Annotated in this window: 10 protein-coding genes and 1 other RNA gene; 6 read left to right on the forward strand and 5 right to left on the reverse strand. The window is 74.8% G+C overall.

The window, feature by feature from the left end:
* Window positions 1-98: 98 nt before the first annotated feature.
* Window positions 99-935 carry a class I SAM-dependent methyltransferase gene (locus FH609_RS02295; protein ID WP_139665502.1) on the forward strand — a complete coding sequence of 279 codons (837 nt, stop codon included), beginning with the start codon at window positions 99-101 and terminating at the stop codon, window positions 933-935.
* Window positions 922-2,007, forward strand: a complete 1,086-nt coding sequence (locus tag FH609_RS02300) for a prenyltransferase/squalene oxidase repeat-containing protein (RefSeq protein WP_139665501.1) — start codon at window positions 922-924, stop codon at window positions 2,005-2,007. Before FH609_RS02295 ends, FH609_RS02300 begins: the two co-directional genes overlap by 14 nt.
* A 166-nt stretch (window positions 2,008-2,173) precedes the next feature.
* Here FH609_RS02300 and FH609_RS02305 read toward each other — a convergent pair whose 3' ends face one another.
* The 3 genes from FH609_RS02305 to FH609_RS02315 form a co-directional block, all read right to left on the reverse strand.
* Complete coding sequence (locus tag FH609_RS02305) at window positions 2,174-2,941, reverse strand: DUF5336 domain-containing protein (protein WP_139665500.1); 768 nt, start codon at window positions 2,939-2,941, stop codon at window positions 2,174-2,176.
* 172 nt (window positions 2,942-3,113) lie between these two features.
* Window positions 3,114-3,716, reverse strand: a complete 603-nt coding sequence (locus FH609_RS02310) for a class I SAM-dependent methyltransferase (protein WP_139665878.1) — start codon at window positions 3,714-3,716, stop codon at window positions 3,114-3,116.
* Between the two features lie 197 nt (window positions 3,717-3,913).
* On the reverse strand, window positions 3,914-5,275 hold the full coding sequence (locus FH609_RS02315; RefSeq protein ID WP_139665877.1) for a hypothetical protein: 1,362 nt from the start codon (window positions 5,273-5,275) through the stop codon (window positions 3,914-3,916).
* Window positions 5,276-5,785: 510 nt separating this feature from the next.
* Here FH609_RS02315 and FH609_RS02320 point away from each other — a divergent pair.
* The 3 genes from FH609_RS02320 to FH609_RS02330 are packed head-to-tail and all read left to right on the forward strand — an operon-like array spanning window position 5,786 to window position 8,605.
* Window positions 5,786-6,631: a Nif3-like dinuclear metal center hexameric protein gene (locus FH609_RS02320; RefSeq protein ID WP_139665499.1), complete on the forward strand. Its 846-nt coding sequence runs from the start codon at window positions 5,786-5,788 to the stop codon at window positions 6,629-6,631.
* Complete coding sequence (locus FH609_RS02325; protein ID WP_139665876.1) at window positions 6,628-7,371, forward strand: zinc ribbon domain-containing protein; 744 nt, start codon at window positions 6,628-6,630, stop codon at window positions 7,369-7,371. Before FH609_RS02320 ends, FH609_RS02325 begins: the two co-directional genes overlap by 4 nt.
* 7 nt (window positions 7,372-7,378) lie before the next feature.
* Entirely contained in the window at window positions 7,379-8,605 is a 1,227-nt protein-coding gene (locus FH609_RS02330) for a bifunctional RNase H/acid phosphatase (RefSeq protein WP_139665498.1), read from the forward strand.
* Here FH609_RS02330 and yaaA read toward each other — a convergent pair.
* Window positions 8,592-9,377, reverse strand: a complete 786-nt coding sequence (gene yaaA / locus FH609_RS02335) for a peroxide stress protein YaaA (RefSeq protein ID WP_139665497.1) — start codon at window positions 9,375-9,377, stop codon at window positions 8,592-8,594. The genes FH609_RS02330 and yaaA overlap by 14 nt on opposite strands.
* A gap of 65 nt (window positions 9,378-9,442) precedes the next feature.
* Between yaaA and rnpB the strand changes: the two genes are divergently transcribed.
* Window positions 9,443-9,854: RNase P RNA component class A (gene rnpB, locus FH609_RS02340), an RNA gene on the forward strand.
* Window positions 9,855-11,523: 1,669 nt separating this feature from the next.
* Here rnpB and FH609_RS02345 read toward each other — a convergent pair.
* Complete coding sequence (locus FH609_RS02345; RefSeq protein ID WP_139665496.1) at window positions 11,524-11,838, reverse strand: hypothetical protein; 315 nt, start codon at window positions 11,836-11,838, stop codon at window positions 11,524-11,526.
* Window positions 11,839-11,869: the final 31 nt, after the last annotated feature.

Consider the following 11,869-nt stretch of genomic DNA (forward strand, 5'->3'; position numbering starts at 1 on the left):
GCGCACGGTGAACGGGGCGCCGCCGCCCGCCCGGTGAACCCCCGAACCGCCCGCCGACCCCGAACGGCCACCACAGCAACGACGAAAGGGCCGACCACGTGCTGACCGTGGACTTCACCCGCTTCCCGCTCGCCCCCGGCGACCGCGTCCTGGACCTGGGCTGCGGCGCGGGACGGCACGCCTTCGAGTGCTACCGACGCGGCGCCCGCGTCGTCGCGCTGGACCGCGACGGCGAGGAGGTGCGCCAGACGGCCGGCTGGCTGGCCGCCATGCGGGAGGCCGGCGAGGCGCCGGCCGGCGCCGCCGCCGTCGCCGTGGAGGGCGACGCGCTGGCGCTGCCGTTCCCCGACGACAGCTTCGACGCGCTGATCGTCTCCGAGGTGATGGAGCACATCCCGGACGACAAGGGCCTGTTGGCCGAGGCGGTCCGGGTGCTGCGCCCCGGCGGCCGGATCGCGGTGACCGTGCCGCGCTACGGACCCGAGCGGGTCTGCTGGGCGTTGAGCGACGCCTACCACGAGGTCGAGGGCGGCCACATCAGGATCTACCGCGCCGACCAGCTCCTGGCCCGGCTCCGCGAGGCCGGCCTGCGCCCCTACGGCACCCACCACGCGCACGCCCTGCACGCCCCCTACTGGTGGCTCAAGTGCGCGGTGGGCGTGGACAACGAACGCGCGCTCCCCGTCCGCGCCTACCACAGGCTGCTGGTCTGGGACCTGATGAAGAAGCCGCTGGCGACCCGGGTCACCGAGCGGCTGCTCGACCCGGTCCTCGGCAAGAGCTTCGTCGCCTACGCCACCAAGCCACACACCGAGCCGCACACCGAGCCGCAGGGCGCCGGGCCGCACGCCGGCGCACGCACCGACGCGCACGCCGGCGCGCGGCCGGCCAACGCCCGTTCGTCCGCGACCGGTTCGGCCCGTGACGAGTCCTGAGCACCCTGGGCCGCTGGCGCTGCCCGGGGTGCTGACCGCCGAGGAGGCCGGCGCGACCGCCGCCTGGATAGCCGGGCAGCAGCGCCCGGACGGCGCCCTGCCGTGGTTCGAAGGGCACCACCTCGACCCCTGGGACCATGTCGAGGCCGCCATGGCGCTGGACACCGCCGGCGAACACGACCGCGCCGCCGCCGCCTACGACTGGCTCGCCCGGCACCAGAACCCCGACGGCTCCTGGTACGCCGCCTACGCCGCCGGCGACCCCCGCCGCCCCACCGACCTGGGCCGGGAGAGCAACTTCTGCGCCTATCCGGCCGTCGGCGTGCTCCACCACTACCTGGCCACCGGGGACGAGGCGTTCCGCCGCCGGATGTGGCCCGTGGTGCGGGCGGCTGTCGCGTTCGTCCTCGACCTGCAACGGGACGGCGGGCAGCTCGGCTGGCGGCGCGACGCCACCGGGCGCGCCGTGCCCGACGCGCTGCTGACCGGCTCCGCCTCCGGCTACCAGGCGCTGCGCTGCGCGCTGGCGCTGGCCGAACTGGCCGGCGAGGCCCAGCCCGACTGGGAGGTGGCGACCGGCCGGCTCGGGCACGCGGTGGCCCACCACGAGGAGCTGTTCCTGGACAAGTCCCGCTACTCGATGGACTGGTACTACCCGGTGCTGGCCGGCGCGGTGCGCGGCGAGGCGGCGGCGGAGCGGCTCGCGGCGCGCTGGGACGAGTTCGTGGTGCCGGGGTTCGGGGTGCGCTGCGTGCGCGAGAACCCGTGGGTCACCGGCGGCGAGAGCGCCGAACTCGCCCTGGCGCTCTGGTCGGTGGGCCAGCAGGAGCACGCGGTGGAGGTGCTGCGCGCCCTGTCCCGGCTGCGCACGCCGGACGGGCGGTACTGGACCGGCTATGTCTACGCGGACGACGCGTTCTGGCCCGTCGAGCACACCACCTGGACGGCCGGCTCGGTGCTGCTGGCCGTCGCCGCGCTCACCGGCGACCCGGCGACCACCGCCGTCTTCGGCGGCCACGACCTGCCCGCCGGCCTGGACCCCGACTGCCGCTGCCCGGCCCGCGACGCCTGACGGAACCGGACAAGCAGGCAAGTAGGCAAGCAGGCAGGAAGGCAAGAAGGCGGCGGCCCCACCGGAGTCCCGTCGAGGGGAACGTCCGGTGAGGCCGCCGCCGTTGAAGCCGTTGAAGCCGTTGAACGCGGCGCGGGCCAGCGAGGCGCGGGCCGCGCCGGGAGGCTCAGCCGCGCTGGATGCCCGAGGTGTCCTGGAGCACGCCGCGCCGCCCGTCCTGGGTCTGCGCCACCAGCGTCTGTCCGCGCTGCTCGACCGCCAGGTACCAGGTGCCGGGCGCCAGTTCGGCGACCGGGGTCGGCGAACCGTCCTCGCCGTAGAGCGGCCGGGCGGCCGGCACGGCGAACCAGAACGGCTGGAAGTTCGGGTCGGCGCCGGCGGGCGGCGGCGTCTGCACGCCGCCGGGCTGGCCGTAGCCGCCGGGCTGCTGCTGACCGCCGGGGTAGCCGTAGCCCTGCTGCTGCTGAACGCCCCCGTAGGGCGCGCCCGGCGCACCCGGCTGGGCCGGGGAGGAGCTGGTCAGCGGCGCCTGGAGCGCGGGGATCATCGGGGTGGCCCCGGCGAAGAACGCCAGCGCCAGCGCCGCGATGAAGCCCAGGATCAGGCCCACGCCGGCGTCGATGCCGTCGAACCCGCCCACCAGCGACCAGAAGCCGGCCCAGGCCGAGGTGACCGAGAGGGCGATGCCCCACTGGTTGAGCTTGAGCCCGAGGAACTCGCGGTCGGGCTGCGGCAGGAAGCGCGACCCCACGATGAGCCCGCCGCCGATGATGCCCGCCAGGAAGACCGAGGGCAGGATGGGGAACCAGTCCGCCGACCAACCGGTCCAGTCTTCCGGACCAGCCGAGCGGGCTTCGAGGAACGAGGAGATGAAGAGCAGGACCGCTGCTCCGATCACTCCAGCGTCGCCTCGGGAGAGCGAGCGGTTGTTCACGTCAGATCCTTTGTCGTTACTCGTCGTCGATGGTCGGTCGGGCCGGGCGAGCCCATCGTACGGATGAACCGCGACCCGGGTGTCCGGGAGAGGTTTCCTGTTTCCCAGGCGACACGCTTGTGATGCTGTTGTGACCTCGCGGGCGGCCGTGGCGCCCCGGACGGCGCCGGGTTCAGTGACCGAGGGCCACCCGTCTGAGGACGCGCAGTGACCGTTGCCGGGCGACCTCGGCGAAGGCGCCGCTGGCCAGGGCGCGCGTCCAGACACGATAGGGGGCCTGGCCGCCGTCCGCCGGATCGGGGAACACATCGTGGATCGCCAGCAGCCCGCCGGGCGCCAGCGACGGCACCCAACTCGCGTAGTCCGCCTGGGCGTGCTCCTCGGTGTGGCCGCCGTCCACGAAGACCAGGCCGAACCGGCCGCCGCCGTTCCCGCCGAACGCCCGCGCCGCCACCGGCGAGGCGCCGACCACGGCGACCACGTGCTCCTCAAGCCCGGCCGAGGCCAGCGTCCGGCGCAGGAACGGCAGGGTGTCCATCCGGCCGGGGTGGTCGGGGTCCGCCAACTCCGGGTCGGCGTACTCCTGCCCCGGCTGCTGCTCCTCGCTGCCCCGGTGGTGGTCCACGGTGACGCAGACCGTGCCGGCCGCGCGGGCCGCGTCGGCCAACAGCAGGGTGGAACGGCCGCAGTAGCTGCCGATCTCCAGCAGCGGCAGGCCGAGGCCGGCCGCCTCGACGGCGGCGGCGTACAGCGCCAAGCCCTCGTCGCGGGGCATGAAGCCCCTGGCCGCCTCGAAGGCGGCGAGCACCTCCGGCGCAGGCGCGACCGCGCCGTCGCCGTTTCCGACGTCCTCGGCCACGCTCTTCCCCCTGTGGTGCCGGTGCCCGAACTCCCCACATGCTGCCCTATCCGCCCGCCCGACCCGAAAACGGGGTCCTGGCGGGCGGCAACGGGGCCCGGAATGTGGGGAGTTCAGCGGGTGCGGGCCAACGGCGCCTGCTGGAGCGGAACGGGGCGGGTGACCCCGGTGGGCTCGGCGGCGTCGCGGGGCGGGGCGGCCGGGCCCGTCGCCTCGATCCTGGGCGGCGGCAGCGCGGCGTCGGCGTCCCCGGCGCTGCCCGCGTTCCCGGGGGCGCCGTTCCCGGCGTCGCTCGGGGGTGCTTCCGTCAGGGCCCCCGCCGGCGCGGTGTCCGCCGGTGCGTGCGCGCCCGGCGCCTGCGCCGCCGGCTCGCGCGCCGGCGTCCACGGGGGCGCGTCGCTCGGGGTGGCCGGCGCGTGCGACTCGTTGCCGTGCGCCGGCTCGTGCACCGGGGCGGCCGCCTCGGGCACCGGCTCCGCCGCCAGGCCGGGTTCGGCCGCCGCGCCCGGCTGCCGGTCCGGCACCGGCACCCGGGCCACCCCGCAGGGCACCTGCGGCGTGACGTAGGGCAGCAGCAGGTCGCCGTCCACGGTGAACCGCCCGATGCCGGCCAACCAGCCGGCCGGCGCCGGCAGATGGACCAACTCCCGCTGCTGCGGCCGCCACACCGCCACCCAGTCCGCCTCGGCGGTGGTCAACCGCAGCGCGACGCCGCAGTGTTCCGGCATCAGCACCTGCCCCGGCTGCACCGCGAACGGCGTCATCCGCACCCCCGGCTGGTGCAGGCTCTCCGGGAACCGCACCGGGCGGTGGCTGCCCAGCACCCCCCAGCCGATCCGCTCGCTGCCCGGCGCGTCCGAACGCACCACCAGCAGCCCGCTGTCGTAGTCGGCCAGCAGCAGCCGGTCGTCGCTGTCCTCGGCGATCCGCAGCAACTCCGTCGGCTCGCCGCCGTGTTCCACGTCCACCGTCACCGCGCGGGTGCGCCCGGAGGCGTCGGTGCGGTTGAGCGCCAGCAGCCGCCCCGTACCATCCAGCCAGGCGCCGCCCGAGCACGCGCCGGCGACCACCGTCACCAGCTCGGGACCGAACGCGCCCCCGCACACCAGCCAGAGCGCCGTGCCGCCGCCCTCGCCCGCCTGCGGCGCGAGCGCGTAGACGCGCGCCCCGTCGGGCGCCGGCGGCAACAGCGTGAGCCGCTCGCACTCCACGGCGCCCAGCGCCAGCTCGCCGGTGTCCGGGCCCGAGGGGTAGAGCAGCGAGAAGTGGTAACGCCCGTCCGTGCGGCGGCCGATGAGCACCCGCCCGTCGACCAGCGGCACCAACGGGCTGTCCGCCTCCTCGGGTTGGTCGGCCGGCAGCAGCACCGCGTAGGGCTCGGGGCCCTCCAGCGTCCAGCGCTCCGGGCACCAGCCGCCGCCCCCGCCCCGCGCGACCAGCCGCGCCGCGTAGGAGCCGTCGGCCGCGACGCTCAATGGCGCGGGCGCGACGCTCAATGGCGCGGGCGCGGGCGCCGGCGCCGGCCCGTTCGTCGACGGCGCGGCTTGGTGGGCTTCGCCCTTCATGCGCCTGTCACCTCCGTCAGGTCCGTCGGGTGGGGTCCGACCCAGGGCGCCGCGCCCCCCGCCCGCCGTGCCCGAGGCGGGGCCGCCGCTGCCGTGGCAACCTCCGACGGTAGGCCCGATCGGCGTGCGCGCCGGGCCACTTGCGGCGTCCGGCGCGAGGAAACCGCTCCGGCACCCGCCCCACCAGGGCCTTCCGTTCTCACCCTCACGAGGGGCCTCCGTCCACTCAGGTTGACGTCGCCCGGCTCGTCCGGGACCCGGGGCCCGGACACCGGGGCGGCCGCCGGCCCGGCCGCCGCCCGCGTTGCCATGGACGCCCAACCGCCTCCCGGCCGGCCGCCGTCGGGCCGGCCTCCCCGGCCCTCCGGCCAACCTCGGCGAGGCGGTTTCCCGAGACCGCGAGCCAGGTAGCCTGGGCCCGTGCCCGTACTCTCCGATGTGATCACCACGCTCGACAGCCTATGGCCCCGCGCCTGGGCCGAGCAGTGGGACGCCGTGGGGCTGGTCTGCGGCGACCCCGAGGCCGAGGTCACCCGGGTGCTCTTCGCCGTCGACCCCGTGCGCGAGGTCGCCGAGGAGGCGGTCGCCACGGGCGCGCAACTGCTCGTCACGCACCACCCCCTCTATCTGCGCGGCACCACCACGGTCGCCGCCGACACCTTCAAGGGTCGCGTGGTGCACACCCTGATCCGGCACGGCATCGCCCTGCACGTCGCCCACACCAACGCCGACCGCGCCGACCCCGGCGTCTCCGACGCCCTCGCCGGTGCCCTCGGCCTGCGCGTGGTCGGGCCCCTGGTCCCAGCGCCCGACGACCCCGCCGGGCGGCGCGGCCTGGGCCGAATCGTCGAGCTGGACGCCCCGTTGACCCTCGGCGCCCTCGCCGAACGGGCCGCCGCCCGGCTGCCGCGCACCGCGCACGGCCTCCGCGTCGCCGGCGACCTCGACCGGCCCGTCCGCACCCTCGCCGTCTGCGGCGGCTCGGGCGACAGCCTCTTCGCCGAGGTCCGCGCCGCCGGCGTGGACGCGTTCCTCACCGCTGACCTGCGCCACCACCCGGCCTCCGAGGCCACCGAGCACTCCCCGCTCGCGCTGCTCGACGCCGCGCACTGGGCCACCGAGTGGCCCTGGTGCCAGCAGGCGGTGGCCCAACTCGACGCCGCCTCCGAGCGGCATGGCTGGGGCCTGCGCACCGAGGTCTCGCGCCTGGTGACGGACCCCTGGACCGTCCAACTCCCTTCGTCCACCTCAGGAGCCCCGAACTGAACGCCGCGCCCGCCGATCAGCTTCGTCTGCTGGACGTCCAGGCCCTGGACCTCCGGCTGACCCAGCTCGCCCACCGCCGCGAGAACCTCCCCGAGCACGAGGAGATCCGCACCGTCGAGAGCCAGATCGTCCAGCAGCGCGACCTGCTGGTGGCCGCCCAGACCGAGGAGGGCGACACCGCGCGCGAACAGACCAAGGCCGAACAGGACGTCGACCAGGTCCGCCAGCGCGCCGCCCGCGACCAACAGCGTCTGGACTCGGGGCAGGTCACCAACCCCAAGGACCTGGAGTCGCTCCAGAGCGAGATCGTCTCCCTCGCCAGGCGGCAGGACGACCTGGAGACCGTCGTCCTGGAGATCATGGAGCGGCACGAGAACGCGCAGGCCCGCGCCAAGGAGCTGGCCCACGCGCTGGAGGGCCTCCAGAACGTGGCCGCCGAGGTCACCGCCCGCAGGGACGCCGCGCTCGCCGAGATCGACGCCGAGGTCGCCACCGTGCGCGCCGAACGTTCCACGGCCGTCGAGGACGTCCCGGCCGACCTGCTGAAGCTCTACGAGAAGCTCCGCGAGCAGCAGGGCGGCGTCGGCGCGGCCCGGCTCTACCAGCGGCGCTGCGAGGGCTGCCGGCTGGAGCTGAACATCACCGAGCTGAACGAGGTGCGCGCCGCCGCCCCCGACGCCGTGGTGCGCTGTGAGAACTGCCGCCGCATCCTGGTCCGCACGCCGGATTCGGGGCTGTGATCGCTCGATGACACGGCAGTTGGTGGTCGAGGCCGACGGCGGCTCCCGGGGAAACCCGGGCCCCGCCGGCTACGGCGCCGTGGTCAGGGACGCGGGGAGCGGCCAGGTGCTCGCCGAGACGGCCGCCTACATCGGGCGGGCGACCAACAACGTCGCCGAGTACCGGGGCCTGATCGCCGGGCTGCGCGCCGCCCACGCGCTGGCGCCCGAGGCGGCGGTGCGGGTGCGGATGGACTCCAAGCTGGTCGTCGAGCAGATGTCGGGTCGCTGGAAGATCAAGCATCCCGACATGAAGCCGCTGGCCCTGGAGGCCCAGAAGATCTACCCGCCGGGCGCGGTGCGCTTCGAGTGGATTCCCCGCGAGCGCAACAAGCACGCCGACCGGCTCGCCAACGAGGCGATGGACGCCGGCCGGCGCGGCGAGGAGTGGCGGCCGGGGCCGCCGGGCCCGGCCGCCGAGCCGCTGGTCGCCGAGCCGTTCGCCGAGCCACCGGCCGCCGAGCCACCGGCCGCCGAGGTCGCGCCGGCCGAGGCCACCGCCGAACCGCCCAGCCACGAGCCCAACGCGGCCGCCACAGCCCGGGGTTGGGGACCGGCCACCGGCACCCCGACCACCCTGCTCCTGCTGCGCCACGGCGAGACCCCGTTCACCGCCGAGAAGCGCTTCTCCGGCAGCGGCGGGCCCGACCCGGCCCTGACCGAGGTCGGCCACGCCCAGGCGGCCTCGGCCGCCGCCGCGCTCGCAGGCGTCGGCATCGGCGCCGTCGTCAGCTCGCCGCTGCGCCGCTGCCGGCAGACCGCCGAGACGGTCGCCGCACGCCTCGGACTCGACGTCCGGATCGAGGAGGGGCTGCGCGAGACGGACTTCGGCGCCTGGGAGGGGCTGACGTTCGAGGAGGTCAGGCAGCGCCACCCCGACGAGCTGCGGGCCTGGCTGACCTCAGCCGACGCCCACCCCACCGGCGGCGGCGAGAGCTTCGCCGCCGTCGCCCGCCGGGTCGCCGTCGCCCGCGACAAGACCCTCGCCCGCTACCCGGGCCGCACCGTGCTGACCGTGACCCATGTCACCCCGGTCAAGACGCTGCTGCGGCTCGCCCTGGGGGCGCCGCCGGCCGCGATGTTCCGCATGGAGCTGTCCCCGGCCGCGCTCAGCGAGATCGGCTACTACCCGGACGGCAACGCCACGGTGCGCCGCTTCAACGACACCGCGCACCTGGGCGTCACACCTCGGTGACCACCACGTCCAGCCGGCCCGGGGCCGCCGGGTCCTCCTCCACCCGGTGGCCCAACTCCCGCAGCGCGCCGGCCACATGGCCCGCGCGACGCGGCAGCGGGCCGGCCTCCAGCAGGTCCCGCACCAGGCGGCCCTTGGTCGCCTTGTTGAAGTGGCTCACCACCGACCGCTTCGGCGTTCCGTTCACCAGCCGCTCCTGGAGCACCCGAACGGTCAGCGTGCGCTCGGCCAGCGCGCCGGTGGGGCGCCACAGCGCGGCGTAGGCCGCCGACCGCAGGTCCAACACCGGGCCGGCGCCGGCCACTTCGGGCAGCACCTCGCCCAACGGGCCGCGCCAGTGCCCGGCCAGCGGGCCGAGGCCCGGCAGCTTCACGCCGCCCGAGCAGCGGTAGGCGGGAATCCGGTCGCCGATCCGCAGCGCGCCCCACAGGCCGGAGAAGACCAACAGCGCCCTGCCGGCCCGCCGTTTCGCCGCCGGGCTCAGCGAGGCCAGGCCCAGCGCGTCATAGAGCACCCCGGTGTACACCGCCCCGGCCGGGGCGGTCGGTGCGGTGCGCAGCCCGGCGTTCCGCGCCACCTCGTCCGACTGGCCCTCGCTCAGGCCCAACACCTCGCGGGCCTTGTCGGGATCGCCGGAGCACAGCTCGACCAACTCGTCCAGCACCCGCGCCCTGGCCTCGGTCAACGCCGGTAGCGACAGCGACTCCCACGCCAGCGGCCGGCCCCGCGCGGCCCCGGCCTTGCCCTCCGAGGGCGGCAGCAGCACCAACATGCCCCGCAGGGTACGCGGTGGCGGGGGCGCCGTTCGGCCCGAGGTAGGGTTGGCCACACGGCGGACGAGCCGGCCGGGCGGTCGCGTTGGGCACTCTTCGGAGGGCCCGCCGAGGAACGTCCGGGCTCCACAGGGCAGGGTGGTAGGTAACGCCTACCTGGGGTGACCCACGGGACAGTGCCACAGAAAACAGACCGCCGGGACCGCGCGAGCGGGACCCGGTAAGGGTGAAACGGTGGTGTAAGAGACCACCAGCGCCCAGGGTGACCTGGGCGGCTCGGTAAACCCCACCCGGAGCAAGGTCAAGAAGGGGCCGTCCTCGGACGACCCCGCGTGAACGCCTGAGGGCTGCCCGCCCGAGTTCACGGGTAGACCGCTTGAGGGTGATGGCGACATCACCCCTAGATGGATGACCGCCACCCGGAGCGCCCCACGGCGCCCCGGGCACAGAACCCGGCGTACAGGCCGCCTCGTCCGCCACATCCTGCTGACCAGGGAAAACGCCCTGATCAGGACGGGGTGCAGGCGTCTTCCGACCCCCGCTTTTCCTGCGGTTTCCCGGGGCTTCCCCGGCGAATGTGCACCCGTTGTGCACCGATCCTGCTTCTTCCCGCGCGCTCCCGCGGCCCGCCGCGGCACCTCTGGCGGGCTATCAAGCGTGCTCGAAACGCGTGAAGCCTCCAGGAGAACGCCGTGCACCCGGCCACCTGGAGGCTCCAGCCCGCCACTCAGCGGTCAACGGTTCGATGTCCCCTCGGTCGCCAAACTTCCGGGACAAGAACCGCCCTTCGTCCACTGAGGCGGTTCAACAGTGCTCGGTCTGGCACATCCTCCTGCTCTGACGCGGCCTCCCCACGCGCGGCCTCTGGGAAGCGACGGGACGTCGCGGGAACCCGAACGCGTTCGCGCTTCTCCTCGTCGCCGAACCTTCTGGACCGACGTCACCGGCCGGCACGGTGACTACCTCGATCAGCATCGCGCCGCCGACCACAAGGCAGGCCACCCCACCGACCACGCCAGCGACCGCCGCCGCATCCTCCGCCACCTCGTGATCCTGGAGACGGACGGTCGACTCCCTGGCGTGCGCCTGGCTGCCGATGCGGGCGAATGGATGCATGCGGTGCGCGCCGAGCCCATCGGCCGCTCCGGACTTCCAGGCCAAGGTGGAGGCGATCGCCCAAGCCATGGCGTCCGTCGCACACCAGCAGGCCGCCACCATCCGCCGCCACGCGTTCGTCGCTGAGGCCGCCACGGTCCACGCCGACCGCCCGATCACCACCCGAGACGTGGGGAAGGCCGTCAAACGCCTCGCGGAGAACGGCCTCCTCGTCGCCCTCGTCGCCGGACGCTTTCCCCGTAAGGGAGAAGCGCACGGCACGGTGCCGATGTACGCGTTGACCGTCCCGGAGAAGGTGGACCCTTCCCTCCCCGACCGCTTCCCCGGCGGCTGTTGCCGCCGCGTCCAACAGCGCCGCGCGCACCGCGCGAACTCCGTACGCAGCGCCCTCGGCCTTCCCAGCGTCGAAAGTGAGGACCTGCCACGACATGCAAAAACGTGCCCTCACCGCGAAGCCGGAGAGGCCACTCTCCGGCTGACCGCAGGCCCCCGTTCCGCCGGAGAGCTCCCGGAGAACACTGGCCTCTTCGGCACGGCTGTGGACAAAAGTGGGAACCGAAACCGTGGTTTCTCTAGAAGGGAGAGAAGTTCCCCCCTCCCCCCGGAGATCTCCGGCCACCGCGTGCGCGGCGAGGGGAGGTCAGCCCGACATCGACCGAGCGCTATCACGCGCGGCTCCTCACCACCCGTCTGCGAGCCGACTCGACGACGCTACGCCGGATTGCTCTGGGCCGCCTGGCCAAGATCGTGGCTCCGTTCGCCGCCGCCGGCTGGTCGCCACCTGATGTCCTCCACGCCCTCAACCATCGGCCGGACGGCGCCGCACACATCAACACCGACACCGTGCACAGCCCGCCGGGGTGGGTGCGCTGGCGCCTGGGGCACCGGTGCGTCGACGACGTCGTGGTGACTTCGCGGTCGCAGCGGTCGGTGCCTGGCTGGTGCTGGCCCGCGTACGAGGCGGGAGAGATTAGCCCCGTTCCGGCTCGGCCGTGGAAGACGCGCGCGTATGACGAGCCGCAGCCGGGCCTACGCTTCAGCGACCCCAAGGGCGAGGTGCGGCGAATCGTCCGCGAGGGTGCGCAACATCGCGGAGCCGAGGCGCAGCGGCGGACCGCAGAGGGTCTCCTTGCCGCATTGGGTCCACAACTCGCCGCTCTCGATGACGAGTTCGCCGCCCGCCGGCTTGCCGACGCCGAGCAGCGCGACCGCGAAATGCGACGCCTGGGGCAGGCGAGCCCGATCTTGCGCGTCCGCAGCGACAACGCTCGGCGCGACATGGCCCGCCTCAGAGCGCTGGCCCGCGCCCGCGAGGAGAAGACGACCGCCTCCCAGGATGTCCATGCTGTGGACTCTGTCGAGGGTCTCCACAGTA

The sequence above is a fragment of the Streptomyces sp. 3MP-14 genome (assembly GCF_006334905.2).
Lineage (GTDB): Bacteria > Actinomycetota > Actinomycetes > Streptomycetales > Streptomycetaceae > Streptomyces > Streptomyces triticirhizae.

Coding starts and splice junctions, on each gene's coding strand:
- yaaA (WP_139665497.1), bottom strand. CDS start 9,377: ATGTTGGTGCTGCTGCCGCCCTCGGAGGGCAAGGCCGGGGCCGCGCGG.
- FH609_RS02310 (WP_139665878.1), bottom strand. CDS start 3,716: ATGCCCCGCGACGAGGGCTTGGCGCTGTACGCCGCCGCCGTCGAGGCG.
- FH609_RS02330 (WP_139665498.1), top strand. CDS start 7,379: ATGACACGGCAGTTGGTGGTCGAGGCCGACGGCGGCTCCCGGGGAAAC.
- FH609_RS02345 (WP_139665496.1), bottom strand. CDS start 11,838: ATGGACATCCTGGGAGGCGGTCGTCTTCTCCTCGCGGGCGCGGGCCAG.